Origin of the sequence: Halobellus captivus, from assembly GCF_003697845.1 — an archaeon.
Classification (GTDB): Archaea; Halobacteriota; Halobacteria; order Halobacteriales; family Haloferacaceae; genus Halorubrum; species Halorubrum glutamatedens.
On record NZ_RDQE01000002.1, the window covers coordinates 142,040 to 166,934 of the forward strand.

Consider the following 24,895-nt stretch of genomic DNA (forward strand, 5'->3'; position numbering starts at 1 on the left):
GCGTTCACGGAGCCGCCGTCCTCCCGCTCACCCGGCGATCCGGAGCCCCAACACGTCCCGGGCGGCCCCGCGGACCGCGTCGACGTGGTCGCCCGGACAGTAGACGCCGAGCCGCCAGCGGCTCCGCTCGGCCGCACGGATGCCGGCGACGAGCTCGGAGGCGTCCGACAGTCGCTGCGTGATCCCGTCGACGACGACGGCGGATCCGGACTCCTTGAGGCCCGGTCGAGACGGGACGTCGACGACGACGGCCCCGGGGTCGACGCCGGCCCGTTCCGCGATCTCGCGTTCGGCCGCGAGCTCCGCGTCGTGGTCGGCGTCGACGGTGCCCGCCGGTACCTCGCTCAGGCCGACCCAGACGGCGCGTTTGTACAGGTCGCGGTGCTCGATCCGCCGGCCGAGGTCCGGGGCGTGTTCGCGGAACGCGACGAGGAGGTCGTGGTCGGCCATCCGACGGAAGGCCTCGACGTCCGTCCCCGTCCGGTCGAGGTAGCGCTCGCAGGCGCGCTCGAGCATCGCGCCGGCGACCCGGGAGACGTGGTGGCGATAGACGACGGCGTTCATCAGCGACCGGGCGAGGAGCAGGCTCTCGGCGGTGGCGACGTTCCCCTCGGCGAGGACCAGCTCCGCGTCCGCGGGGTCGTCGCTCCCGTCGCCGAGGAGCCGGAGCTCGTTCACCAGCCGACCGGTGTCGACGGTGCCGTAGGGGACGCCCGTGTGGTGCGCGTCGCGCACGAGGTAGTCCATGCGGTCGACGTCGAGCTCGCCCGAGACGAGCGTGCCGACGCCGCCCTCCCCCGCGATCAGTTCGGTCACGCGTACCGGATCGAGGCCGTTGCGCTCGAGGACCTGACAGACCTCGCGGTCGGCGTCGGTCAGGAGCCACCCGACGTCGTCGTGGTCCCGACCCGTCCGTCGTCGGATGATCCCCTCGGTCTGATGGCCGTAGGGGCCGTGGCCGGCGTCGTGGAGCAGCGCGGCCGCCCGGACGTGCGCGGCTGTGTCTGGGTCCAGATCGAGCCCGTCGAGCGCTCCCCGGGCGAGGTGGTAGACGCCGAGGCTGTGTTCGAAGCGGGTGTGGTTCGCGGAGGGATACACGAGACGGACCGTGGACAGCTGTTTGACGTGGCGCAGTCGCTGGAACGCCGGCGTGTCGATCAGCTCGGTCGCCGCCGGATCCAGCCGGACGTGGCCGTGAACGCTGTCCTTGATCGCGTTCATCTCGCGCTCATTCCTCGACGAGTTCCACGTCGAGCCGCTCCGCGACCGCGCGGACGACCGAGCCGCCGACGCCCGCCGTCGCCGCCCGCCCGTCCTCGATCGCCAGCAGGTCGTCCTCGTCGACGTCGAGCTCCGCGGCCAGCTCCTCGACGGTGAGTCCCGCCTCCCGGCGCGCCTCGGTCGCCAAGTCGCCGTAGCCCGAGACGAGGTACGGGAGCCGGTCCGTCTCGTAGTTCGTCCCCTCCTCCTCCCAGTGGGAGGAGTCGCCGGTCGCCGCGTCGTACATCCTCGCCTGCTTGTTGGCGATCTCCTGTGTACGGCTGCGCGGGCCGTCGGTCCCGTCCGCGCCGCCGGCGCTTCCCGAGCCGCCGGTACCGCTTCCGCCGCCGGCGCCGCCGGCACTGCCCGAGCCGCCGCCGCCACCGCCGCCGCCCGATCCCCGCCGAGAATCATCGTGCGGGCGACAGTTCGAGCAGACGAGCAGGCGCGCGCCCGCGACGTTCGCGCGCTGGAGGTTCGTCGTCTCCCGCCCGCAGAGCTCGCAGGCGCCGCCGTCGTCGTCGCCGCCACCGCCGCCCGTCGAGTACTTCGGCATACCTCACGTAGCACCCCCGGCGCGGTAAAAGGTGACGGGCCGGGAACCGTCGAACGGTGGAACGGCAGAGCGGCGTCCTCCGACCGCGTCACCGCCACCGCTCCAACGCGGCCAGGATCCGGTCACGCCGGAGGTATCCCACCACCGAGAAGCCGAACAGTGCCGCCAGGAGTCCGACCGCCAGCGCGAGGTCGCCGTTCGCGAGGCTCGACCCGGAGACGGCGACGACGACGTACGCCGGCGTCCGTCCGACGACCATGACGGCGACGAGGTTCCGGAGCCTGACGTCGGTCAGCCCGCCCATGAGACAGAGGACGTCGTCCGGCAGGCCGGGGATCAGGAACACGAGGAACATGCCCGGAAGTCCGGCCTCGGCGACGAACGCGTCGAACCGCTCCAACGCGTCCGGGCGGACCACCCGCTCGACGAAGGGGCGGCCGTATCGGCGGGAGAGTCCGAACGCGACGGTGCTCCCGATCACGACCCCGATCAGGCTGTAGACGGTCCCGAGGAACGCCCCGAACAGGTAGCCGCCCGCGAACGCGATCACCTGTCCCGGGATCGGTGCCAGAACCACCTGTGCGGCCTGGATCCCGATGAACACGAGCGGTGCGAAGGGACCGTATCCGGCGACGAAAGCCCGGAACTCGGGGCCGCTCGCCAGGAACGGGAAGTACTCGCGAACGAGCACGTAGGCGCCGCCGAGGACGACGACGAGGCCGACGGCGACGGCGACGGATCGTCGACGGTCCGCGGCCGATCGGAAGATTCCCATGGGTCGTGGTTCGATGGCCGTCGATCCGTCCGGATCGACATCAAACCCCGTCACCGGAGCCGAAGTGATCCGCCCATCACCGGATCCGGAGCAACCTATTTGTGCCGCCTGCCGGTAGCCGCCGGTATGGTGTCCACCCTCGGCATCCACGAGTCCGTCGAGTTACTGTTTCCCCCGACCGCCCTGCGTGACGCCCTCGACCCTGCTCACGGCGACTCCGCGGGCGACGGGGACTCGGCAGGCGACGGCGAGTCCACGGGCGACGAGGGCTCCTCCGAGGTCCGCGTCGTCGGGTCGTCGGCCGAACTCGAGGGCTGTGACGCGCTGGTGACGTTCGCCTACGAGGAGGCGTTCCTGTCGGCGGGGCTCTCCTGGATCCACTCGGTCCAGGCCGGCGTCGACCGATTCCCGTTCGACGAGCTCGAGGAGCGGGACGTCCGGCTCACCAACAGCACCGGGATCCACGGCGACGCGGTGGGCGAGACCGTCCTCGGCTACATGACGTCGTTCGCCCGCCGGCTCCACCGCTACCGCGACCGCGGGCGGGACGGCGAGTGGAAACACCCGGAGTGGGACGAGCCGTTCACGCTCTCCGGCGAGTCGCTCTGTGTCGTCGGTCTCGGCACGCTCGGGCGAGGGATCGCCGCGCGCGCCGACGCCTGCGCGATGGACGTCGTCGGCGTGAGACGGACGCCGACGCCCGTCGACCACGTCGGGGAGGTGTACACGCCCGAGGAGATCGAGAGGGCCGTCGCGGACGCGCGGTTCGTCGCGGTCGCGACGCCCCTGACCGAGGAGACGCGGGGACTGATCGGCGCCGACGAACTGGCGGCGATGCCCGACGACGCGTACCTGCTGAACGTCTCCCGCGGCGGCGTCGTCGACGAGGCGGCACTCCTCGCGGAGCTCGAACGCGACCGGCTCGCGGGCGCGGCCCTCGACGTCTTCGAGACGGAGCCGCTGCCGGAGGACTCCCCGTTCTGGGAGCTCGACGACGTCATCGTCACGCCGCACGCGGCCGCGACGACGCGGGACTACTACCGGCGGATCGCCGACATCGTCCGCGAGAACCGCCGCCGAGCCGTCGCCGGCGAACCGTTCGTGAACCGGGTGGTCTGATAGTGATTACTGCGAGTCTTTACCGCCGCGACGATCCGTGTCGGTGATGTGAGCCGCTGAACCGGCGTCTTTCGACACCATCCATGAAACTAGTCGCAGTAATCACTATGAGGGGCGGACGGCTCGATCGCGGATCGGGTCGTCCGTCGAACTGTCTGCGTCGCCGCCCGCCCGTCGGGGTGGGAGCGCGCCGAGGAGGACCCGTCTCTATCCTCCGGCTACGACTCCCATGGAAGTGAGTACTTCTCGCCCGATCCCGCCGATGAGCGTGTCGGCGACGGCGTCCCTTCGGAACGCCGACCGCCCCGCTAGCCCTGCGGGGTCCAGATCACGGTCACGACCGTGTCGTCCTCCTCGAGGGTCTCGTGGCGGTATCCACGCTCGTCCAGTCGCGGATAGAGGTGTTGCGGTCGGCGGTCGTTGCGTTGGACCAACGCCACGTCGTCGTCCAGTTCCGCCAGCCGCTCGAGGGTGTCCTTGAGCGGTCGCGGCGGCGGGAGCTCCCGCGCGTCGAGCGTCTCGTGTTCCCGCCCCTCCGGGACCCCGGCTCGGTCGAGGAACGCCGTCGTCTCGGGCATGTCTCAAAGGGGGAGGTCCGTCCACGTACGCCTCCTCCCGAACGGGTTCGGGAGAACCCCTACGCCGACCCCGTTCCGGTATCCGGTATGTCCGTAGACCAGTTCGACCGGGGCGATCAGTCCGACGCGGGACGACGGCTCGACGTCCGCGAGATCGACGGCGAACCGTTCGGCGAGATCATGGCCGCCCTCGAGGGCCTCCCCGACGACGGGTCGCTGCTCCTGGTGAACTCCTTCGAGCCGGAGCCGCTGTACGACGTTCTCGAACGCCGCGGGTTCCGATACGAGACCACGTCCGAGGAGTCGGCGGAGGGCGACGGCTCGACGGTCTGGTACGTCGAGATCGCTCACGCGTGAAACGCCGGTCGGCCGGAGGCTACTCCTCGTGCTTCGGGAACTCGGCGACGAACTCGCCGGGTGACTCCTGGCTCACCTCGTAGGCGCGCTCGTCTCGGACGTCGACGCCGACTCGCACTTCCCGTACGCCACGGAGCACCGCGACTCGTCCGCCGAGAGGGGTGAGTGACGTGCCCGCGACCGACATCCACGCCGAGCGACGCTACGACGACGAGCGGTTCACGACGAGCGGGGTGTTCCGAAGCGACCGGATGAAGGTCGTCTGCGGCTACTTCGAGCCGGGGCAGTTCATCCCGGTTCACGCCCCCGACAGCGACGTGGCGGTCACGGTCCGAACCGGGTCGGGGACCGTCCGGGAGGGCGGGACCGATCACCGAGTGGAACCCGGAGACGTGGTCGTCGTGGAGGCGGGGACCGAACGCGGCGTCAGAGCGGACGACGGCGAGCGTTTCGAGGCGCTCCTCGTCACCGCGCCGCCGCCGACCGACGCGGAACACGGTCCGGTCCGCGAGGGGATACGCCGCGGCGAGTTCGACCCGCGCGGAGGCGAAGCGTGACGACCGTCAGGTCGCTCTCGGATCTCGATGGAACGCCGCACGCCGTCGTCTTTCCGGACGCCGAACCACGGACGATCCGTCTCACGCTCGACGCGGGCGAGTCGGTCGCGCCACATACCCATCCCGATCGGGAGATCGTGTTCCACGTGACCGACGGAACCGTCGAGTTGGACGTCGGCGACGGGACGCACGAGCTGTCCGCCGGCGACGTCGCCCCGGTTCGACGGCGCACGCGAGATCTCGCCGCGTGCGACCGAGTCGGCGACCGTGCTCGTCGTCCTCGCGAAGCGCTCGGACGGGTGACTCGCCTCGTCGTCCGGGGTGACTCCCCTGCCGTCCGGGCCGAGTCTATCCGTCGCCCGGGCCGAGGTACCCCCACGCCTGGAGGCGGTCGCCGTCTCCGTTGATCCACCGTTCCCCGATGTCGTCACGGTAGTACATGTTCGGCATGACGATGTCGTCGATCCGGTCGTACGCCTGCTCCCGCGCGGCCTGCATCGTGTCACCCTTCCCGGTCACGACGATGGGCATTCCGTTACCGCCGGCGACGCGCCACTGCCCGTCGACCTTCTTCGCGTCTTCGAGATGGATCCCCTCACGACTCTCCGTCTCGAAGACCACCGCTGCGTTCCGGGAGTTCTCGTCGTACGTCTTGTCGTCGTCGAACGGGAACGGCGGAAGGACGATCCGAATGCCGATCTGGTACCCGTTGTGGACCTCGACGTCGGGCTCGTTGCCGTGTGCGAGGTCGGAGAAGAACTCGCCGGTGGACGACTCGATCGACTCCTCCTGCAGCGCGATCGTCGGGTACCCGAACCGCGGCGTGAACTCCAACGGATAGATCCCGTTCTCGTTGACGATGCAGTTGATGTCGATGCTTCCCACGTACCCCTCGTCGGCGAGCCAGCCCTCCAGCTTGCCGAACGTCTCCTGAAACAGTTTGTTCTGGGCTGCCCAGAACATCGACGTTCCCATCTCACCGGTCTGTGGACCGATGTTTCCGGGGAACAACTTCTTGTGCTCGAAGTTGAAATTGACTTGATCAATGAACTCCTCGCCGTTGAAGAACCCGCAGATGGCGACCTCGACGCCTTGGACTTTCCGTTGGAGCTGGAACCCCTTCATGCGATGTCCCCACGCCTTCTTGTAGGCGCGGAGGACGTCTACGACGTCGCTCCCGTCGTCCTCGTTCCCGACGTAGAGCAGTCGTTTGACGTTCTGAACCTCGCCGAGCGGCTTGATGACGTACGGGGCCGGGTTCTCCTGGACGTGCTGGATGCCCGCATCGAAGTCGTTGAAGACGTGATGTTCGACGGTGTTGACGCCGTGCTCCTCGAGGACCTCCATCGCGTAGCCGCGGTCCTCCTCGAGGTGATCGGTGTTCGGCGTACCGCCGACGACGGCCTTCCCCTGCTCGCGGAGTTCCTGTGCGAGTTCGCCCGTCCCAACATCCGATCCCACCCAGACGTCGTCGAAAACGATGACGTCGGCCCACTCGACCTCCGCGCGCCAATCATCGGTTTTGGGCACGAAGCCGTCCCCGATCTCCTGGTCGCTTTCGGCCTCGATGTAGTACTTCACGTCGTGGCCCTCACGGTGGACCTGCCACGCGAGGTCGGTGATCAACGCGGCGTCCGCGGAGACGAACAGGAAACGCTCGGTGTCCATGTCCCCGTATCCAGCCTCGGGACCTTGAGTGTGTGCCCGCCACGGAGATCCGACGATCCCGGGTGCGAGGGACGGATCGATCGACTCACGACGACCGTCCGGTACGGGGACCCTCGCGACGACCGTCCGGCGCGGAAGCGTCCGCTGACCGTGCTCGGTCCGTCGACCGATGGCACGACGAATAGTAAAAAAACGTTCGCCGTTTTCGCGGTTGTGAAATATATGTTTATACTGTACGAATATAGGTTGTTTTAACCGGCTTTTTGCCACCGAAGTGGACACCTTTTTATTCGAGGTAACGGAATATCGGAGCGAACCTGATGTCTCAGAAGACAACTCGAGAGTGGTGGCCGAACCAACTGGACCTCGACGTCCTCGACGAGCACGCCGGCAACGCCGGACCGCTCGACGAGGAGTTCGATTACGCCGAAGCGTTCGAGGAGCTCGACCTCGACGCGGTGAAGGCCGACATCGAGGAGGTAATGACGACGTCACAGGACTGGTGGCCGGCCGACTACGGCCACTACGGGCCGCTCTTCATCCGGATGGCGTGGCACAGCGCCGGCACGTACCGGACGCACGACGGGCGCGGCGGCGCGGCCGGCGGGCGACAGCGGCTCCCGCCGCTCAACAGCTGGCCGGACAACGTCAACCTCGACAAGGCGCGGCGACTGCTCTGGCCGGTCAAACGGAAGTACGGTCGGAAGCTCTCGTGGGGCGACCTGATCGTTCTCACCGGGAACGTCGCCCTGGAGTCGATGGGCTTCGAGACGTTCGGCTTCGCCGGCGGCCGCGAGGACGACTTCAAGCCCGACGACGCCGTCGACTGGGGCCCCGAGGACGAGTGGGAGTCGACCTCGGCGGAGCGCTTCGACGAGGGCGGACGCCTCGACGACGAGCTCGGGAACACCGTCATGGGCCTCATCTACGTGAACCCGGAGGGGCCGAACGGCGAGCCCGACCTGGAGGGGTCCGCGGCGAACATCCGCGACACCTTCAGCCACATGGCGATGGACGACAAGGAGACGGTCGCGCTCATCGCCGGCGGTCACACCTTCGGAAAGGTCCACGGCGCCGACTCCGGCGACAACCTCGGACCGGAGCCCGAGGACGCCCCGATCGATCTGCAGGGACTCGGTTGGGACAACGAGTTCGGCGAGGGGAAGGGTCCCGACACGATCACCAGCGGCATCGAGGGCCCGTGGAACGCCACGCCGACCTCGTGGGACCTGAGCTACGTCAACAACCTGCTCAGCTACGAGTGGGAGCCGGAGAAGGGCCCCGGCGGCGCGTGGCAGTGGACCACGAAGAACGACGAGCTCGACGGCGCCGCCCCCGGCGTTCAGGACCCCGCGGACAAGGAGGACGTGATGATGCTGACGACGGACGTCGCGCTGAAACACGACCCCGACTTCCGGGCGGTCTTGGAGGAGTTCCGCGACGACCCCGACGAGTTCCAGGAGTCGTTCGCTCGGGCGTGGTACAAGCTCATCCACCGCGACATGGGCCCGCCGGAGCGGTTCCTCGGCCCCGAGGTCCCCGAGGAGACGATGATCTGGCAGGACCCGCTTCCCGACGCCGACTACGACGTCGTCGGCGACTCGGAGATCGCCGAACTCGAGGGGCTCATCGCCGATTCGGACCTCTCGGTCTCCGAGCGGGTGAAGACCGCGTGGGCGTCCGCGTCGACGTTCCGCCACAGCGACAAGCGCGGCGGCGCGAACGGCGCGCGGATCCGCCTCGAGCCCCAGCGGAGCTGGGAGGTCAACGACCCCGACCGGCTCGAGTCCGTCCTTGGGACCTACGAGGAGATCCAGGCGGAGTTCAACGACTCGCGGAACGACGACGTGCGAGTGTCTCTCGCCGACCTGATCGTCCTCGGTGGCAACCTCGCCGTCGAGCAGGCCGCGGCGGACGCCGGGTACGACGTCGACGTCCCGTTCGAGCCGGGACGCGTCGACGCCACGCCGGAGGAGACCGACGAGGAGTCCTTCGAGGTGCTCGAACCCGACGCCGACGGCTTCCGCAACTACCTCGGCGAGGACCTGCCCCACGAGCCCGAGGAGGAACTGGTCGACACGGCCGAACTGCTGCGGCTGACCGTCCCCGAGATGACGGTGCTCGTCGGCGGCATGCGCGTCCTCGACGCGAACTACGACGGCTCCGACCGCGGCGTGTTCACCGACGAGCCGGGGACGCTGACGAACGACTTCTTCGTCAACCTGCTCGACTTCGACCGCGACTGGGAGCCCGTCGACGAGGACGAGGAGGTCTTCGAGCTCCGCGACCGCGAGACCGGCGAGGTCGACTGGACGGCGACGCGGTTCGACCTGATCTTCGGATCGAACTCCCGCCTCCGCGCCGTCACCGAGGTCTACGGTGCCGAGGACGGCGAGGAGAAGTTCGTTCGGGAGTTCGCCGACGCGTGGAGCAAGGTCATGAAGCTCGACCGATTCGACCTCGAGTGAGGATCGACCCCCGGAGGAGTCCGTAGCCTCGAAACGCACTCCTCGGCAACGCCGGCCGATTGACACACCGTTTTCCCCGGATCTCACGATGGACCGGTAGATGTTCGAGCGCCTGGGGTTCGATTCTGTTCCGCGTGAGACGGCCCTCGTGGTCGGACTCGTGAGCGGTTCGCACGTCGTGAACCACCTGTACCTCGTGTTGTTCCCGCCGATCCTGGCGACGCTGGCCGCCGACTTCGACGTGGGGCTGGCCGCGTTGGGGATCGCGATGGGCGTCCAGGCGTTCGTCAACACCGCCTTACAGCTGCCGTACGGCTACCTCTCGGACAACTACGACCGCGTCATCACCCTCGCGCTCTGTCTCGGGCTCGGCGCGCTCGGCGCGGGGATCCTCGCCGTCGCGCCCACCTTCGAGGTGCTCCTCGTCGGGCAGGCGGTGCTGGGGGCGGGCATCGCCGGCCACCACCCGTCTCACTTCCCGCTGCTCTCGGACGCCAGCAGTTCCGACCTCCGCGGGAAGGCCTACAGCGCCCACGGCTTCGCCGGCAACCTCGGCTTCGCCGCCCCGCCCGTGGTCATCCTCGGCGTCACGTCGTTGCCGGGCGCGACCTGGCGACACGCGTTCGGGCTCATCGCCGTCGTCGGCGCCGTGTACGGCGCGATCGCCTGCTACGTGCTCGCCATCCACGTGAGCGACGAGGTGACGCGGCCGAACCCGGAGGCCGACGACGCGCGTACGGAGGCCGGTTCCCGTCTCGCCCGCGTCCGCGAGGAGCTCCGCGCGCTCGGCGCGTCGCGACCGATCCTCGGGCTCGGCGTGGTCGCACTGCTCTCCTCGACGGCGTTCTGGGGCGTCTCCTCGTACCTCGTGGTGTTCTTGGAGAACGGCTACGGCGTCGCCTCCGGGGTCGCGAGCCTCTCGCTGACGGCGATGTTCATCGCGGGTGCGGCACTGATACTCGCCGGCGGGGTGTTGGCCGACCGGTTCCGACCGGGGACGATCCTCGCGGTCGCCTACCTGCTCGTCGGCGTCGCCGTCTTCGCGCTGGCGTCCGAGCTCGCCCCGCCGATCGTCGCGGTCGGGATCGGCGTGCTCGCCGGCAGCCTCGGGAGCCTCGGTCTGCCCGCCAGGGACAAGCTCGCCGACCTGCTGTCGGCGCGGAGCGACATCGGGCGGAACTTCGCGGTCGTGACGATCGGGATCATGATCGGCAACACGGTCGCGCCGCCGCTCTTCGGTGCGCTCATCGAGTCGAGCGGCTACCGCGCGACGTTCACCCTCGTCGGCGCCTTCGCCGTACTCGCCGCGGTCGCGACGGTCGCGATCGTCGCCCGCTACCGCGACGGGATCCGGGCCGGACCGGAGGCGGCGGCGACCGCGGAGTGATATCGCTCGCTCCTCTCACCACGTCGGGACGAGGAGCAGCGCGACGGAAAGCGAGATGAAGAGGAGCTTCAGCGCCGTGTTGACCGCGATCACCTTCGTGCCGAAGGAGGCGCCCCAGATCCCGTACTGGAACGGGATCGAACGCCGGAACGTCGAGACCGCGAACGATAAGATTCCGCCGATGAGCAGGGTCGCGACCGCGGTCCGGGGGGTGAACGTCGTCCCCAGGAGCGGCTGGATGGCGACCGCCCCGGCGGTCGTGTCGAGAGTGTACACCGCGATCACGGGAACGGCCGCGCTCGGCAGCCCGATCGCCTCCGTGAGCGGCCCCGCGACCGCGGTCAGCGACTCCACGTCGTAGGCGGTGACGAACGCGACCACGAGCGTGTACACGACCGCCAGTCGGGGAACGATCCGGCGGAGCGTCGACCACGACTTCGCCGCGGCCTCGCGGACGCGCTCGGTGTGGGTCCGGTCGTCCTCGTCGGGCCCGGCGGCGTCGACGTCGGCGAGCGCCGAACGGTCGACGTTCCGCTCCGAGACGAGGAGTCCGCCGAGGAGCACCCCCGTGACCGTGATAGCGAGCGCGATGCCGGCGCGCGCGGAGACGTAGAGAACGCCCGTGGTCGCTCCGAGGATCGGGATCAGGACCGGGACGTAGTAGGTGAACACGTGCTGGACGAACCCGAAGAACGTGTTGATGACCACGGCGACGAGCGTCGCGCGGTCGTCGAGCAGTCCCGATTCACGGTACTCCGCGAGCGTGGCGTACCCGGCGGTGGTCGACGCCGCGGTCGTGAGGATCGCGGTACCGACCTCGTCGGGGAGGTTCGCGGGACGCGTGAGATATCCGGAAAGCCCGGCCACGTACCGTATCAGCCCGAACGCGACGGCGACGTTGGCGACGAACACGCCGGCGGCGATGAACGCGGAGATCCGCGCGAGCCGCGGGAGGACCTCGGCGAACAGCCCGAGGAGCTCGGCGACGACCGGTTGCACGCGACCCGGTACGCCGCGTGCGGCCAAATGGCCGTCGGATCGGGAGCGCCGGATCGGAGTCGCCGGCGCCGGATCGAGGTCGACGACGTGGCCGTGGAACCGGGACGACGCGGCGGGCGAGCCACGCGGGGCTTATGTCCGCCGGGCGTGAACCCCCTCGAGATGGCACCCGCCGAGGACGACATCTCGATCGAGGAGAAGCGCGTGTACGCGGGCTCCGCGGGCCGCACGGACGCCTACGTCGCGACCGGGACCGGCGTCGTCCGGGTCGCGATCTCCGGCGACAAGGTCGGCGGGTTCGAGCTGGCCGCCCGCGACCCCGCCCGCGACGTGGCGGTCCTCGCGCGGACGGACGACCCGGACCGCCTCGCGGTCGCGACCGACGACGACCTCCTCGTCGCCCCGATCGACGCCGACCGCGACGGCGTCGACGGCTCGGCGTTCTCTCCCGTCGGGATCGGGCCCACGGTCGCGGTCGGCGTCCACGACGGCGAGTTCCTCGCGGCCGACGGGGCTGGCGAAGTTCACCGGATCCGAGTCGGCGGCGACGGTGACGTGGACGCCGAGGACGCCGAGGGCGACGGATCCCCGTCGGAGCCGACCCGGATCGGGAGCGTCGACGATCCGAGGGCAGTCGACGGCCCGCTGGTGGCGGCAGCCGACGGGGTTCACCGGGTCATGGGCGGAGGGGCCGCCGGGGGCGCCCCGACCCTCGAACCCGTCGGGCTCGACGACGCCCGCGACGTCGCCGGCGCGGGGGTCCCGCTGGCGGCGACGCCCGCGGGGCTCTACTGGCTCGGGAACGGCTGGATGTCGGCCAACGAGGGGGATGCGACGGCGGTCGCGGCCGACGGTGACGGCCACGCCCTCGCGGCCGTCGACGACGAGTTGCTCGTGCGTGACGTCACGGACGTCACGGACGCCGCGGCCGGCATCGGCTGGGACGCCGACGCGTGGCGCGTGGCCCCCCTCCCGGTCGACGAGCGGCCGGTCGCGCTCGGATACGGCCCGGGGCTCTCCGTCGTCGTCACCGACGCCGGGACGCTGTGTGTCAACGCGGGCGACGGCTGGCGACACCAGGCCATCGGCGTCCGCGGGGTCGCGGGCGTCGCGCTGGCGGTCGTGGAAGGAACCGGCGGATAGATCGGTGAACGGCGGAAGCGGCCCGGTTCAGGGGCTCGGTAGCTCGATCTCCTCGCCGTCGGCGTAGACGGTGGGGTCGCGGAGGATCCCATCGAGGTGGAGCGGGGCGTCGGTCTCGCCGCCGATCCCGGCGTTATCGCCGATGGCGACGTGGACCGTTCCCGCGGCCTTCTCGTCGAGGAGGACGGAGCCGACCAGCTCCTCGACGCCGACGTTGGTGCCGATGCCGAGCTCCGCGAGGTTGTAGGCGGCGTCGCCGACCGCCTCGGCGGCCGCCTCGACGTCGGCGCGGATCGCGTCGTCCGAGATCGAGGTGACGAGGCCGTCCTCGACCTCGAAGGCGAGCTCGCGGCCGTCCTCGAGCAGCCCGTGGGGCATCATCGTCCCGTCGACGACGTAGGTCCCGGTCGCGGTCTCGGGCGCGACGAACACCTCGCCGGCGGGCAGGTTCGAGAAGTCGCCGGGCTCGTGGACCATGCCCGTGTCCGTGAGCCACTCGCGGTCGCCGATCCCGAACGTGACGTCGGTCCCCGCCGGCGACGTGACGCGGACCTCCTCGGCGTCGCCGACCGCGTCCAGCACCCGATCGCAGGCGGCGTCGATGGCGGCGTAGTCCGCGTCGAGCCCGGTTGTGAACACGTCCTCCGTGATCCCCGGGAGCGTCGCGCCGCGCGAGCCGGCCTCGCAGGCGGCCCCGCGGGCGCGGGTGTGGCTCAGACTCTTCGTCGTCGGCGCACAGAAGACGTCGCTTTCGGCCATCGCGGCCGCGACGGGGGCGGGCGGTTCGGTCCCGTGCTGCTCGCTCGGCGGATACCGGAGGAGCGTCGCGTCGTCGGTGGCGGCGGTCGCGGCCGCGTACAGCGCCTCGCCGATCGGCGCGCGCTCGTCGTCGGTGACGACGACGACCGACTCGTCCGCGCCGACGTCCAGACACTGATCGATGGCGGTACGTGCCGCCTCCGCGAGGGGATCGTCCATGTCACGCCGTGGGTCGTCGCGAGCGTTAGTCCTTGTCATCCCGGATCGATTCCGAACGCGGCCGAATATTCTATTATTACTCAGTTACGGAACAAGGTTGTAAGCTCATATCGCTCCGAATTAACGGAGTCGTTACTCACGGCGTAGTTAATTTCTATAAAAAAACCTCGAAACAATTATAGTGTGCCGTGGCGGACGTAAAGATATGATACGCGTGGGCGTGAACGGCTACGGGACGATCGGGAAACGCGTCGCGGACGCGGTCGCGACCCAGCCCGACATGGAACTCGTCGGCGTCACGAAGACGAAACCGAACTACGAGGCCGAGGCGGCTATCCGCCAAGGATACGACCTCTACGCCGCGATATCGGACCGCGCGGCCGCGTTCGACGACGCCGGCGTCGGGATCGCCGGAACCCTCACGGATCTGCTCGACTCCGTCGACGTGATCGTCGACTGTACCCCGTCCGGGATCGGCGCGCGGAACCGCTCGATCTACGCGGCCCGCGACACGCCCGCGATCTTCCAGGGCGGCGAGGACGCCGACGTGGCCGACGCCTCGTTCAACGCCCGGACGAGCTTCGAGGCGGGTCGCGAGGCCGACTCGCTTCGCGTGGTCTCGTGTAACACCACGGGGCTCGCCCGCCTCCTCGCGCCGCTGGAGGAGACGTACGGGATCGAGAAGGCCCGGGTCACGCTGGTCCGTCGCGGCGGCGACCCGAGCGAGACCGAGCGCGGCCCGATAAACGACGTCGTTCCGGACCCGACGACGGTACCCTCACACCACGGCCCGGACGTGAACACCGTCCTGCCGGGCGTCGCCGTCGACACGGCCGCGCTGAAGGCCCCGGTGACCACGATGCACACCCACAGCGTCAACGTCACGCTCCGCGAGACGCCGACGACGGAGGCGGTCCGCGAGCTCCTCGCCGGGGAGTCCCGGATCTTCCAGATCCCCGAGGCGGCCGGCATCGACGGGGCGGGGAAGCTGAAGGAGTACGCGATGGACCGCGGTCGGCCCCGCGGCGACCTCTGGGAGAACTGCGTCTGGGAGGAGTCGATAAACGTCTCCGGTCGCGACCTGTACCTCTTCGAGAACGTCCACCAGGAGGCGGACGTGGTCCCCGAGAACGTCGACGCGATCCGCGCGCTGACCACGGACCTCTCCGCGTCGGAATCGGTGGAGCGCACCGACGAGGCCCTCGGCGTCGGGTTGGAGAGCCTGCTCTCGACCGGCGACGACGCCCGCGACCCGATCACCGCGGACGACTGATCCGGCCACGGACCGAATCGTCGGCGAGCTCTCGGCTCCCGTACCCACGACGCGTTTCCGTTCGTTACCGCGAGACGGTTCAACCGTTACCGCGAGATGCTTCAACCCGATACCGCGACGACTCCCCGTCGGTCGGCGTCGCCACGAGGTACGTCCGGCCGCCTCGGCGTTCCAGGTGAACCTCTCCGCCGGCGACCCGGTTCGATCGGATCCGATCCGCGATGCGGTCGGTTCGACACTCCGTGACGTCCACGCGCGTCGGCGCCGCGTATCGCGGTCGGTCCTCCAGTGACACGCTCATACTCGTACCGACGACCGGAACGCCCCTATAACCGAGCCAACCGCGGAGTGAAACTGAAAGTGAAGGACGGAGCCCCGGTGAGGGGCCGAAAAGGCGTACGACGGACGACCCCGCTACGCGAACCGCTCGGGCGGTCGACGGTGTCCCGTCGCCTGTTCGTACGCGTACGCGAGTTCGAGGAGCCGGGGCTCGTCGAACGGACGGCCGAGGAGCTCGAAGCCGACCGGGAGCTCCTCGTTCCCGTCATCGCCGCTCGCGTCGGCGAATCCGGCGCGCAACACGATCGACGGGAGCCCCGTGTGTGCCGACAGCTCACACCGCATCTCCGAGAAGGGCTGGTGTTCGGGCATCTCGACGGGAAGCGCCATGGAGGGTGGGTACAACAGCGCGTCGAGGTCGTCCGCAATCAGCCGATTCACCGTCTCCACCCGGATCGTCTCGCGCCTCGCGAGCGCCCGCTGGTACTCGAGGTCGTCGTCCAGGCCGTCGACGTCCACGTCGAGGATCCCGCCCTCGAGCACGCGCTCCTCGACGCTCGGAGCCATCGTCCCGCTCTCGGCCAGCTCCCGCAGCGAGTCGACGGGGGTCCCCTCGTGTGCCGCCAGATACGCGTCGTAGTCCCGCTCGAACTCCTTGCCGACGACCCGCGCGGAGTCGAGGAACTCCTCGTCCACGACCTCGACGGGGTCGACGAGGGTGGCTCCCGCCGCCTCCAGTTCCGCCATCGCCGATTCGATCGTGGAGACGACCGCCTCGCCCGTGTCCGCCGCCGGGTTCCCCGGATCCGACACCTCGAAGAGGTCGCGGAGGACCCCGATCCGTGCGCCCTCGAGGCCGTCGGGATCGAGGTGTGACGCGTAGCCGTCCTCCGGCACCTCGCCGACGCCGAGCGCCGTGACGGGGTCCTCGGGGTCGTATCCGACCATCGCCTCGAGCGTCCGCGCCGCGTCGGCGACGGTCCGGGTGATCGGTCCCGCGGTGTCCTGTGTCGCCGAGAGCGGGACGATCCCGGTGCGGCTCACCAGCCCCCGCGTGGGACGTACCCCGACGAGGTTCGTGAACGCCGGGGGCGACCGGACCGACGAGCAGGTGTCCGTCCCCGTCCCGACCGCCGCGAGGTTGCTCGCGACCGCCGCGGCGGTCCCGCCGCTGGAGCCCGACGGCCGGCGGTCGGGCGCGTAGGGGTTCCGCGTCTCGCCGCCGAGCGAGCTCACGGAGTCAACCCCGAAGGAGAGCTCCTGGAGGTTCGCCTTCGCGAGGATCACCGCGCCCGCCTCCCGGAGCCGCTCGACGACGAACGCGTCGTCGTCGGGACCGAACTCCGCGAAGAGTTCGGAGCCCGCCGTCGTCGGCATGTCCGCCGTGTCGTGGTTGTCCTTGATGACCGTCGGGATCCCGTGGAGCGGGCCGACCGGTCCGTCGGCCGCGTACCGTTCGTCCAGCTCGCTGGCGCGTTCGATCGCCTTCCCGTTCACCGTCAGGATCGCGTTGAGCGCGTCCGCGTGTTCCGCGATCCGATCGAGGTAGGTCTCGACCAGTTCCTCCGCGGTCAGCGCCTCCGCCTCGAACGCCGCGTGTATCTCGCCGACGGTCGCCTCGAGCACGTCGAAGTCGCCGTCGTTCGTTCGGTCGTCCATCCCCTGAAGGGGACTGATCGAGTACGGATAGTGTTTTCGCCGGTTTGCCGTCCGATCGCCAGCAGCCACCACACGATCGAGGTTCAAGAACCTCCTCGAGAACGGGCGTATTCTCTAATGGTATTTTTCTAATATATCTATGTTTAGTATTGGTGTATTATGCCATACCCGAGTTACACTATGACCTACCATTCACCTGTCCATAGATTTTTGAACTGCTGGCCTGATCATGCGAGTTGTCGACAATGACCGAAAACATAGACAGAGCGGATCTGGAGGGGCCGAAGATAGATCGGCGGACGACGATGAAACTGCTCGGCGCGTCGGGGATCGCGGCGACCGCCGGCTGTCTCGGGGGAGACGGCGGCGGCGGAGACGACGGGGGTAGCGGTGACGACGGGGGTAGCGGTGACGACGGAAGCGGGTCGAGCGACGATGACGGAGGGAGTAGCGGCTCCACTGGCGGACGGGTAAGCGCCGGGTGGCTCACGGACGAGATCGAGTTCCTCGACCCGCACATGGTCGACCTGGGGATCCAGATCGAGATCCACTCGAACCTCTTCAACGGGCTGTTGAAACTCGACGAGGACGTCCAGATCGTCGGGGACGCGGCGGCTGACTGGTCGCTTCCCGACGAGTCGACGTACGTGTTCGAACTCGAGGAAGGGATCACGTTCCACAACGGGGACACCCTCGACGCCGAGGCGGTCAAGTGGTCCCTGGAACGGCTGGCCGACATGGACACCTCCCCGCACACCGGAAAGGTATCGAACGTCGACTCCATCGAGGCGGACGGTCTGGAGCTGACGATCAACCTCACGGAACCGTACGCGCCGTTCGTCTCCTTCATGCTCCGCGGTCCCGGCCGCGCGGGGACCATCGTCCACGAGAGCGCCGCGGACGACCCCGACGAGTACGCGAGGATGCCGATCGGCAGCGGTCCGTTCGAGCTCACCGACCGGACCGCCGGCGAGTCGCTCACCCTCGACGCCTACGACGACTACTGGGAGACCGACGAGGACGGCAACCAACTGCCCTACCTCGACGGGATCGACATCGAGCTGATCCCGGAACCGAGCACGATGTGGTCCGCCCTCCAGGGCGGCGAGGTCGACTACGCGAACATCCTCACCGGCGAGTTCGCCCAGCAGGCGGAGGGAGCCGGAAACATCACGATCCAGACGGCGAGTTCGGGCGAGTGGACCGGCATCGCGCCGCTCTGTACGAACCCCGCCGACCACGAGGAAATGGTTCGGTGGATCAGCGGTCTCGGCGAGGACCCGACCGACATGTGGAACGGCGAGGACATCCCGACGTCGGACCCGCGCGTTCGAGAGGCGATCTCGCTGGCCATCGATCGGGAGGAGATCGTCGAGCGGGCGTGGTTCGGCTACGCCGCGCCGGCTCACACGCTGTACAATCCGGCGATCGGCTGGCTCTACGACGCTCTCGGGGGAGACGAGCCCGATCCGGGACTCTACAGCGACCCCGAACGCGCCGAGGAGCTGCTCGACGAGGCCGGGTATACCGGTGACCCGCGGATCGAAGCCTCGATCCTCGCGCTCCCGGAGGACGAGCGCGAACTCACCGTCGTCCAGGACCAGCTCAGCGACGTCGGGATCGAGGTCGAACTCGACATCCAACAGCAGTCCTCCTACTGGGACAACACCTACCGGTACGAACAGCTCCTGACCGCGTACGGCGGTGCGGCCGACGTCGACCCGTGGATGTCGGACTTCAAACAGCTCGGCTATCCGAACGAGGAGACGACCGAGGGTGCGTGGCAACGTTCGCTCTACTTCAACGAGGAGTACAGCGAACTGCTCAACGAGGCGAACGCGACGCCGGACCTCGAGGAGCGCGCCGAGGTGTACCAGGACGTCAACGCGAAGTTCGTGGAGGACGTACCGTTCATCCCCACGGTGTTCCCGCTCAACCCGAAGGCGCTCGGCAGCGGTCTCTCGGGAGTCGGGACCCAGGCGGGACTGAGCAACTTCCACACAGCCTCGATGGAGTGAGTAGCGTGCGACACCCGCCGACAGCTCACGTCAGCGTCGTGACTGGGGAGGCCATCGGATCCGATCCGGAGGACGATCACGTATGGGGTTAAGGGAGTACCTACTCAAGCGGCTGGTTCACTCGGTGTTCGTGATGTTGTTCGTCGTGACGGTGGTGTTCGCCGCCGTCCGCTCGATCCCCGGAGATCCGGCGCGGTTGATGCTCGGCGGGGACGTGGACACGGCCACGCTCGAGGCGCTCCGCGCGGAGTTGGGGCTGAATCAACCCCTGTACATCCAGTATTTCCGCTGGCTCCGCCGTCTCCTGACCGGGGACCTCGGCGAATCGATCCGTACCGGTGAACCCGTCCTCGGGTCGATCGTTCAGGTCGCGGGCCCCACGCTGAGCATCGCGGCACTCGGCATGGTGATCGCCCTCGTGATCGCCATCCCGACGGGGATCATCAGCGCGGTCAAACGATACGAGATCGAAGACTACCTGTCGACGACGATCGCGTTCTTCGGGATCAGCATGCCGGCGTTCTGGATCGGCATCGTTCTCGTCCTCGTGATCGGGGTCAACGTCGAATCCATCCCGACGTTCGGGTACACGCCGATAGACGAGGGGATAAGTCCCTGGTTCCGGTCCATACTTCTCCCGTCGTTCGCGGTCGGCTTCCCGTACGGCGGGATCCTGATGCGGATGATGCGCTCCTCGATGCTGGAGGTGCTCAACGAGGACTACATGCGGACCGCACGCGCGAAGGGATTGAGCTCCAACCTGGTGCTGTTCAAACACGGGCTGCAGAACGCGCTGATCCCGGTCGTCACGCTCGCGGGGATCTTCCTCGCCGTCGTGCTCGGCGGCGTGGTCGCCGTCGAGATCGTCTTCGGGATCCGCGGCCTCGGTCGACTCCTCATCGGGTCGATAAACCGGCGGGACTTCCCGCTGATCCAGGGGACGGTGCTGCTCATCGCGTTCGTGTTCGTGCTCGCGAACATCGTCGTCGACCTCCTGTATACCATGATAAATCCACGGATCAAATACGGCGGTGGTGACTGACCGTGTCGAGCCGTTTCGACACCGAGGGCGGCAGGATATTCGGCGTCCGTACGGACCTCGTCGAACAGTTCGTCAACACGGTTCGACGCGATCTGAAGGCCAAGATCGGGGTGGTCATCGTCACGCTGTTCCTTCTCGCGGCGATCTTCGCCCCGGAGTTGGCCCCGTACGATCCCATGGCACAGGACTTCGCGCCGCTCCAGGCTCCGGCGCTGTCGAGTGAAACGCCGCTCGGGACCGACTCGTTCGGCCGCGACCTGCTCTCACGACTGATGTACGGCGCACGCATCAGCCTCGGAGTCGGGTTAGGTGCGGTCCTCTTTGGGGCGATCACGGGCGTCCTCCTGGGACTGGTCGCCGGCTTCTACGGCGGCTGGGTCGACGACCTCCTGATGCGGAGCGTCGACGTGATGTGGGCGTTCCCGTGGCTCCTCATCGCCATCATGCTCGTCTCGATATTCGGGCAGGGGGTGTGGAACGTCATCATCGCGGTCGGCTTCGCGTACATCGACGACTTCGCACGGATAACCCGTGGAGAAGTCCTCTCCATCCGTGAGGAGGAGTACATGCTCGCCGCCGAAAGCGTCGGACTCGGCGACCTCGAGATCATCTTCGAGGAGGTGTTTCCGAACACCGTCGCCCCGATCATCGTCCAGTTCACGGTGCTCGTGGCCCGCGCCATGCTCGCGGAGGCGACGCTCTCGTTCCTCGGGCTCGGCGTGAAGCCGTCGACGCCGACGTGGGGGTCACTGCTGGGTCAGGGTCGGGACTTCATCACGCAGGCGTGGTGGATATCGATCCTCCCCGGAGTGCTGATCATGATCACCGTGCTCGGAATAAACCTCTTCGGCGACGCGTTACGCGACGCCTTCGACGTTCGGGAGGTGGATAGCGAATGACAGATCCGCTGTTGGACGTCCGCGGACTCACGACGTCCTTCGAAACCGGACAGGGAAGACTCACCGCGGTGGACGACATCACCTTCCAGATCGAGGAGGGCGAAGTGTTCGGCGTCGTCGGCGAGTCCGGGTCGGGAAAGAGCGTCACGGCCCTGTCGGTGATGCGACTCCTCGATGACGCGGGGACCGTCGAAGCGGACGAAGTGCGGTTCAAAGGCACCGACCTGCTCTCGGTGAGTGAATCCGAGATGCGATCGATCCGCGGTGGGGAGATCAGCATGATCTTCCAGGACCCGATGACCAGCCTGAATCCGGTGATGACGATCGGCGAGCAGATCGCCGAGGTCGTCCGTCACCACGGTGACGTCGGCGAACGCACCGGGTTCTGGAGCGAGATGCGACGGAAGTACGTCACGGGGACCTCCGAAGGGAGCCGGTCCTGGCAGCGGGCCGTGGAGCTGTTGGAGACGGTCGGAATCCCCGAGCCCGAAAAGCGGGCGACCGAATACCCCCACCAGCTCTCCGGCGGAATGCGTCAGCGCGTCGTCATCGCGCAGGCGCTCGCGGGGGATCCCTCCCTCATCATCGCCGACGAACCGACCACGGCGCTGGACGTGAGCATCGAGGCACAGATACTCAACGAGATCCTCGAGTTGAGCGAGGAGTTCGGCATCTCGGTGCTGCTCATCACCCACGACCTCGGCGTCGTCAGGGAGACCTGTGACCGGGTCGCCGTGATGTACGCCTCGGAGTTCATGGAGACGGGCCACGTCAACGACATCTTCGAGGACCCGCATCACCCGTACACCGAGGGGCTTCTGGCGAGTATCCCACGGATCGCCGACGAACGCGAGTGGCTCAGCGTCATCGAGGGGACGGTCCCGGACCTGATCGACAAGCCGTCCGGCTGCCCGTTCCGGGACCGATGTGACTACGCCTTCGAGCTCTGTGATCGGCCGCTCGTCGAGTACGAGATCGAGGGATCGGCTCTGGAGACCCACACGGTTCGGTGTCACCGGGAGAACGAACACGTCGAGGTCGACGACTCGGGTCACGTCGAATCGGTACCCGACGAGGCCGTCGCGGCGCTCGAACGACGGATCGAGGCGGAATCGGCCCGTGACGCGGACGGAGGCGTCTCCCCGACGGCCGACGCGAGCGCGCGTGCGGACGGGGGAAGTCGACCGTCTCCCGCTGCGGACGCCGAGAACGGAGGTGATCACGGTGAGTACTGACTCTCCCGGGACGACCGGAACGACTGCCGAACCGGCCGACGAGGAACCGTTGCTTCGTGCGACGGGGATCGAGAAGTACTTCCAGACGGAGACGGGGCTCTTCGATCGGTTCTTCGGAGAGCCCACGCACGTCAGGGCGGTCGACGGCGTCGACCTCTCCGTCGGCGAACGGGAGACGCTCGGACTCGTCGGCGAATCGGGATGCGGGAAGACGACGCTCGGCCGCGTGCTCTCCCGTCTGTACGACCCGTCGGCCGGAACGCTCGAGTTCGACGGGGACGACATCACGGACTTGAGCGGTGACGCGCTCAAGCGGCTCAGAAAGCGGGTTCAGGTCATCTTCCAGGACCCCATGTCGTCGCTTAATCCGCGAAAGACCGCCGGCGAGATCGTCGGGAAGCCGCTGGAGGTCCACGACATCGCGACCGGCCAGGCCAAGCGGGACCGGCTCGTCGAGCTGTTCGACGAGGTGGGACTCCAGGAGTCACACCTCGACCGATATCCGCACGAGTTCTCCGGCGGGCAGCGTCAGCGGATCGGGATCGCGCGTGCGCTCGCCGTCGAGCCGGACCTGATCGTCGCCGACGAGCCGGTGAGCGCGCTCGACGTGAGCGTCCAGGCACAGATCATCAACCTGATGAAGCGGCTTCAGGACAAGTACGGGCTCGCGTACGTGTTCATCGCTCACGACCTGAGCGTCGTCAAACACATCAGCGACCGCGTGGCGGTGATGTACCTCGGTCGGATCGTCGAACGGGGCAAGAAGAGGGACATCTTCGGCAACCCGCAACACCCGTACACTCGAGCGTTGCTCCACTCCATTCCACGAGTCGACGGCAAGCGGAAACGCAACGAGTCGCTGCTCGAGGGGAACCCGCCGAGTCCGATCGACCCGCCTTCCGGCTGTCGGTTCCGAACCCGCTGTCCGGAGTATCTCGGGGACGAGTGTTCCGAGATCGACCCCGAACTGCAGCCCGTTGCCGGCGCGTCCGGAACCGTGGCACCACCCGAACGCGTCGAGGCGATCTCCACCGGCGGGGAGTCCTCCCCCGAACACGTCATCGCCTGCCACTGGTTAGGCGAGTCCAGCGAGCGGCGTGCGAGGGAGGACCCGATGTCGTAGGACGCCCCGGGATCGACCCCGAACGCGTCGGATTCGACGACGGTTCGACACGGCCGTCGAGAACGGATCGGCCGTTCCGCCCGCTACCGTCGCAGCCCGGCTTCCTCGTCGTCCTCGACGAACCTGACGGTGAAGTAGTCGTAGCCGCCGTAGGCCGTCTCCAACGCGCCCATCCACCAGTTCCAGCGTTCGACGAGCGATGACCCGTCGGGAGCGTCCGAGAGGTGTCGGACCACGCCGGGGACGCTCAGCGCGTGGCCGCGGTCGGTCGAGGGTTTCCCGGAGTCCGCGAGGTCGCTGGCGGCCCGGGCGACCACGCGCCGCTCCGCGGCGGTCCCTCCGAACTCCTCGGCCAACGTCCGCTCCAGCCGCTTGCGGTCCATGCGCTCGAGTAGGGCGTACGGCTATTTGAGTCGTCCGGTGAGGGAGATCCGACGAGGAGATCCGGGTCGATCGACGACGAGTCACAGCCGTGCCGCGAGCGCCAGGAACAGCAGGGTGAACGGCGCGGAGAGCAGCCCCAACGCGACCCCGCCCCCGTCCGCGCCCGCGACGGACATCGCCAGACCGACGACGAGCGAACTGCTCCCGAGGACCGCCAGGGTGACCCGTTCGGGCACGCTCGCGCGGTCGGGCCCCGGAGAGCGAGCGAGAACGCTCTCGAGTGCGGCCTCGACCTCGTCGGCTCGCCCGGTCGGGACGAACAACCAGGGCGTCGAGCGGTACCAGGCGTTCCCGCGGTACGCCAACAGGAACAGCGTCGTCCACGGCAGGTCGATCCGGCGGGTCCGGATCACGGAGTCGAGGTCGTCGCTTCGGCTCCGGTCGTGGGTGTGATACGTCCGCTCGACGACGCGTTCCGCGGGGTCGAGCCGGATCGACGTCCCCCTCGAGCCGGCCAGCACCGGTAGGAACCAGATCAGCGGGAACAGGTAGGCGAACCCGAGTTCGGCCGGCGAGGGACCCCACACCCAGAGCGCGCCGAACGGGGCGGCACCCGCGAGCACCCAGCGCGGGCGTATCGACTCCCGCGAGAGCGAGTAGTCGCCGAACGCCGACCGGAGCGTCTCACGGGCCCCCTCGGTCGATCTATCGTAGGCTATCAGGAGGTAGAAGAGCGAGAACGGGCCGCCGACGAGAAGCAACAGGGCGAGCACCCACAGATCGCTGCCCCCGGGCGTTCCGCCGCCGGTCGCCGCGCTCCACGCCGCACCCGCCACGGCGACGGCGACGACCGCGACGATGGCGAAGAGACCGACCGCGACGACGAGCCCTACCCCGAGCGCGACCGATCGGAGCCGGTCGTGGCGGACGGGTCCCCACTCGATCGGGTCGTGGATCGGAGCCGCTCCGGGATCCGCTTGCGAGTCCAAGTCGGTCGCCGGTTCCGCCGGTTCGGTCGTCCCCGCCGACTCGGTCGGATCGGTTCCTTCGGTCGACTCGGTCGACTCCGTCGGCTCGGCCGCCGCTGCCGGCTCGGTCGGTTCGGCGGCGGAGCCGCTCTCGGAGGGCATCTCGGATC

General features: G+C 68.5%; 24 protein-coding genes. 13 read left to right on the forward strand and 11 right to left on the reverse strand.

Translation table 11 applies throughout. The annotated features are described in order from the left end of the window. Positions 1-27: 27 nt before the first annotated feature. From EAO78_RS02735 to EAO78_RS02745, 3 genes are all read right to left on the reverse strand, one after another. The gene (locus EAO78_RS02735; RefSeq protein WP_122104330.1) at positions 28-1,221 is read right to left on the reverse strand and encodes an HD domain-containing protein; all 1,194 of its coding nucleotides are present in this window, start codon (positions 1,219-1,221) and stop codon (positions 28-30) included. 7 nt (positions 1,222-1,228) lie between these two features. After that, positions 1,229-1,816 (reverse strand): helix-turn-helix domain-containing protein, encoded by a 588-nt coding sequence (locus EAO78_RS02740; protein WP_122104331.1) that lies wholly within the window; start codon positions 1,814-1,816, stop codon positions 1,229-1,231. A gap of 88 nt (positions 1,817-1,904) precedes the next feature. Continuing rightward, positions 1,905-2,591 carry a TVP38/TMEM64 family protein gene (locus EAO78_RS02745; RefSeq protein ID WP_122104332.1) on the reverse strand — a complete coding sequence of 229 codons (687 nt, stop codon included), beginning with the start codon at positions 2,589-2,591 and terminating at the stop codon, positions 1,905-1,907. A gap of 126 nt (positions 2,592-2,717) precedes the next feature. Here EAO78_RS02745 and ddh point away from each other — a divergent pair, with 126 nt between their 5' ends. Continuing rightward, on the forward strand, positions 2,718-3,710 hold the full coding sequence (ddh, locus tag EAO78_RS02750; protein WP_122104333.1) for a D-2-hydroxyacid dehydrogenase: 993 nt from the start codon (positions 2,718-2,720) through the stop codon (positions 3,708-3,710). 308 nt (positions 3,711-4,018) lie between these two features. Here ddh and EAO78_RS02755 read toward each other — a convergent pair whose 3' ends face one another. After that, positions 4,019-4,288: a DUF2249 domain-containing protein gene (locus tag EAO78_RS02755; protein WP_122104334.1), complete on the reverse strand. Its 270-nt coding sequence runs from the start codon at positions 4,286-4,288 to the stop codon at positions 4,019-4,021. Positions 4,289-4,375: 87 nt separating this feature from the next. Here EAO78_RS02755 and EAO78_RS02760 point away from each other — a divergent pair, with 87 nt between their 5' ends. From EAO78_RS02760 to EAO78_RS18370, 3 genes are all read left to right on the forward strand, one after another. After that, positions 4,376-4,645, forward strand: coding sequence for a DUF2249 domain-containing protein (locus EAO78_RS02760; RefSeq protein ID WP_122104335.1), 270 nt, complete (start codon positions 4,376-4,378; stop codon positions 4,643-4,645). A 170-nt stretch (positions 4,646-4,815) separates the two neighbouring features. Then, positions 4,816-5,202: a cupin domain-containing protein gene (locus EAO78_RS02765; protein ID WP_122104526.1), complete on the forward strand. Its 387-nt coding sequence runs from the start codon at positions 4,816-4,818 to the stop codon at positions 5,200-5,202. 137 nt (positions 5,203-5,339) lie between these two features. Beyond that, positions 5,340-5,609: a cupin domain-containing protein gene (locus tag EAO78_RS18370; protein ID WP_238987610.1), complete on the forward strand. Its 270-nt coding sequence runs from the start codon at positions 5,340-5,342 to the stop codon at positions 5,607-5,609. Here EAO78_RS18370 and EAO78_RS02775 read toward each other — a convergent pair. Beyond that, positions 5,551-6,870 carry a phosphoribosylglycinamide synthetase C domain-containing protein gene (locus EAO78_RS02775; RefSeq protein ID WP_122104336.1) on the reverse strand — a complete coding sequence of 440 codons (1,320 nt, stop codon included), beginning with the start codon at positions 6,868-6,870 and terminating at the stop codon, positions 5,551-5,553. The genes EAO78_RS18370 and EAO78_RS02775 overlap by 59 nt on opposite strands. Positions 6,871-7,190: 320 nt before the next feature. On the opposite strand from EAO78_RS02775, the gene katG reads away from it, so the two are divergent. Continuing rightward, complete coding sequence (katG, locus tag EAO78_RS02780) at positions 7,191-9,338, forward strand: catalase/peroxidase HPI (protein WP_122104337.1); 2,148 nt, start codon at positions 7,191-7,193, stop codon at positions 9,336-9,338. A 100-nt stretch (positions 9,339-9,438) separates the two neighbouring features. Continuing rightward, positions 9,439-10,725 (forward strand): MFS transporter, encoded by a 1,287-nt coding sequence (locus tag EAO78_RS02785; protein ID WP_122104338.1) that lies wholly within the window; start codon positions 9,439-9,441, stop codon positions 10,723-10,725. A 15-nt stretch (positions 10,726-10,740) separates the two neighbouring features. On the opposite strand, the gene EAO78_RS02790 is transcribed toward EAO78_RS02785, so the two are convergent. Then, positions 10,741-11,724 carry a nucleoside recognition protein gene (locus EAO78_RS02790; protein WP_122104339.1) on the reverse strand — a complete coding sequence of 328 codons (984 nt, stop codon included), beginning with the start codon at positions 11,722-11,724 and terminating at the stop codon, positions 10,741-10,743. A gap of 162 nt (positions 11,725-11,886) precedes the next feature. Here EAO78_RS02790 and EAO78_RS02795 point away from each other — a divergent pair, with 162 nt between their 5' ends. Beyond that, positions 11,887-12,867 carry an HVO_0234 family beta-propeller protein gene (locus tag EAO78_RS02795; protein WP_122104527.1) on the forward strand — a complete coding sequence of 327 codons (981 nt, stop codon included), beginning with the start codon at positions 11,887-11,889 and terminating at the stop codon, positions 12,865-12,867. Positions 12,868-12,894: 27 nt separating this feature from the next. On the opposite strand, the gene EAO78_RS02800 is transcribed toward EAO78_RS02795, so the two are convergent. Beyond that, positions 12,895-13,845 (reverse strand): aminopeptidase, encoded by a 951-nt coding sequence (locus EAO78_RS02800; RefSeq protein ID WP_122104340.1) that lies wholly within the window; start codon positions 13,843-13,845, stop codon positions 12,895-12,897. Between the two features lie 205 nt (positions 13,846-14,050). On the opposite strand from EAO78_RS02800, the gene EAO78_RS02805 reads away from it, so the two are divergent. Continuing rightward, positions 14,051-15,118, forward strand: coding sequence for a type II glyceraldehyde-3-phosphate dehydrogenase (locus EAO78_RS02805; RefSeq protein WP_122104341.1), 1,068 nt, complete (start codon positions 14,051-14,053; stop codon positions 15,116-15,118). 79 nt (positions 15,119-15,197) lie between these two features. Here the strand turns inward: EAO78_RS02805 and EAO78_RS02810 are convergent, their stop codons facing one another. Together EAO78_RS02810 and EAO78_RS02815 are read right to left on the reverse strand one after the other, a co-directional pair. Beyond that, positions 15,198-15,419, reverse strand: coding sequence for a hypothetical protein (locus tag EAO78_RS02810; protein WP_122104342.1), 222 nt, complete (start codon positions 15,417-15,419; stop codon positions 15,198-15,200). Between the two features lie 113 nt (positions 15,420-15,532). Then, a complete protein-coding gene (locus EAO78_RS02815) occupies positions 15,533-17,056 on the reverse strand; it encodes an amidase (RefSeq protein WP_122104343.1) in 1,524 nt (507 codons plus the stop codon). Between the two features lie 245 nt (positions 17,057-17,301). On the opposite strand from EAO78_RS02815, the gene EAO78_RS02820 reads away from it, so the two are divergent. From EAO78_RS02820 to EAO78_RS02840, 5 genes are all read left to right on the forward strand, one after another. After that, entirely contained in the window at positions 17,302-19,074 is a 1,773-nt protein-coding gene (locus tag EAO78_RS02820; RefSeq protein WP_122104344.1) for an ABC transporter substrate-binding protein, read from the forward strand. An 82-nt stretch (positions 19,075-19,156) separates the two neighbouring features. After that, on the forward strand, positions 19,157-20,116 hold the full coding sequence (locus tag EAO78_RS02825) for an ABC transporter permease (protein WP_122104345.1): 960 nt from the start codon (positions 19,157-19,159) through the stop codon (positions 20,114-20,116). A 2-nt stretch (positions 20,117-20,118) separates the two neighbouring features. Next, positions 20,119-21,015 carry an ABC transporter permease gene (locus EAO78_RS02830; RefSeq protein WP_122104346.1) on the forward strand — a complete coding sequence of 299 codons (897 nt, stop codon included), beginning with the start codon at positions 20,119-20,121 and terminating at the stop codon, positions 21,013-21,015. Then, positions 21,012-22,250, forward strand: coding sequence for an ABC transporter ATP-binding protein (locus EAO78_RS02835; protein WP_122104347.1), 1,239 nt, complete (start codon positions 21,012-21,014; stop codon positions 22,248-22,250). The genes EAO78_RS02830 and EAO78_RS02835 overlap by 4 nt, the downstream gene beginning before the upstream one ends. Then, positions 22,240-23,373: an ABC transporter ATP-binding protein gene (locus EAO78_RS02840; RefSeq protein WP_122104528.1), complete on the forward strand. Its 1,134-nt coding sequence runs from the start codon at positions 22,240-22,242 to the stop codon at positions 23,371-23,373. The genes EAO78_RS02835 and EAO78_RS02840 overlap by 11 nt, the downstream gene beginning before the upstream one ends. An 83-nt stretch (positions 23,374-23,456) precedes the next feature. Here EAO78_RS02840 and EAO78_RS02845 read toward each other — a convergent pair whose 3' ends face one another. Continuing rightward, the gene (locus EAO78_RS02845; RefSeq protein WP_122104348.1) at positions 23,457-23,756 is read right to left on the reverse strand and encodes a hypothetical protein; all 300 of its coding nucleotides are present in this window, start codon (positions 23,754-23,756) and stop codon (positions 23,457-23,459) included. Between the two features lie 81 nt (positions 23,757-23,837). Next, complete coding sequence (locus tag EAO78_RS02850; RefSeq protein WP_122104349.1) at positions 23,838-24,887, reverse strand: hypothetical protein; 1,050 nt, start codon at positions 24,885-24,887, stop codon at positions 23,838-23,840. Between the last annotated feature and the right edge of the window lie 8 nt (positions 24,888-24,895).

Excerpts from the sequence above, each read along its gene's own strand:
- EAO78_RS02845 (WP_122104348.1), bottom strand. The coding sequence starts at position 23,756 with ATGGACCGCAAGCGGCTGGAGCGGACGTTGGCCGAGGAGTTCGGAGGG.
- EAO78_RS02755 (WP_122104334.1), bottom strand. The coding sequence starts at position 4,288 with ATGCCCGAGACGACGGCGTTCCTCGACCGAGCCGGGGTCCCGGAGGGG.
- EAO78_RS02820 (WP_122104344.1), top strand. The coding sequence starts at position 17,302 with ATGACCGAAAACATAGACAGAGCGGATCTGGAGGGGCCGAAGATAGAT.
- EAO78_RS02805 (WP_122104341.1), top strand. The coding sequence starts at position 14,051 with ATGATACGCGTGGGCGTGAACGGCTACGGGACGATCGGGAAACGCGTC.
- EAO78_RS02810 (WP_122104342.1), bottom strand. The coding sequence starts at position 15,419 with ATGAGCGTGTCACTGGAGGACCGACCGCGATACGCGGCGCCGACGCGC.
- ddh (WP_122104333.1), top strand. The coding sequence starts at position 2,718 with ATGGTGTCCACCCTCGGCATCCACGAGTCCGTCGAGTTACTGTTTCCC.
- EAO78_RS02835 (WP_122104347.1), top strand. The coding sequence starts at position 21,012 with ATGACAGATCCGCTGTTGGACGTCCGCGGACTCACGACGTCCTTCGAA.
- EAO78_RS02740 (WP_122104331.1), bottom strand. The coding sequence starts at position 1,816 with ATGCCGAAGTACTCGACGGGCGGCGGTGGCGGCGACGACGACGGCGGC.
- EAO78_RS02775 (WP_122104336.1), bottom strand. The coding sequence starts at position 6,870 with ATGGACACCGAGCGTTTCCTGTTCGTCTCCGCGGACGCCGCGTTGATC.
- EAO78_RS02735 (WP_122104330.1), bottom strand. The coding sequence starts at position 1,221 with ATGAACGCGATCAAGGACAGCGTTCACGGCCACGTCCGGCTGGATCCG.
- EAO78_RS02745 (WP_122104332.1), bottom strand. The coding sequence starts at position 2,591 with ATGGGAATCTTCCGATCGGCCGCGGACCGTCGACGATCCGTCGCCGTC.
- EAO78_RS02815 (WP_122104343.1), bottom strand. The coding sequence starts at position 17,056 with ATGGACGACCGAACGAACGACGGCGACTTCGACGTGCTCGAGGCGACC.
- EAO78_RS02800 (WP_122104340.1), bottom strand. The coding sequence starts at position 13,845 with ATGGACGATCCCCTCGCGGAGGCGGCACGTACCGCCATCGATCAGTGT.
- EAO78_RS02850 (WP_122104349.1), bottom strand. The coding sequence starts at position 24,887 with ATGCCCTCCGAGAGCGGCTCCGCCGCCGAACCGACCGAGCCGGCAGCG.
- EAO78_RS02785 (WP_122104338.1), top strand. The coding sequence starts at position 9,439 with ATGTTCGAGCGCCTGGGGTTCGATTCTGTTCCGCGTGAGACGGCCCTC.
- EAO78_RS02825 (WP_122104345.1), top strand. The coding sequence starts at position 19,157 with ATGGGGTTAAGGGAGTACCTACTCAAGCGGCTGGTTCACTCGGTGTTC.
- EAO78_RS02760 (WP_122104335.1), top strand. The coding sequence starts at position 4,376 with ATGTCCGTAGACCAGTTCGACCGGGGCGATCAGTCCGACGCGGGACGA.
- katG (WP_122104337.1), top strand. The coding sequence starts at position 7,191 with ATGTCTCAGAAGACAACTCGAGAGTGGTGGCCGAACCAACTGGACCTC.
- EAO78_RS02795 (WP_122104527.1), top strand. The coding sequence starts at position 11,887 with ATGGCACCCGCCGAGGACGACATCTCGATCGAGGAGAAGCGCGTGTAC.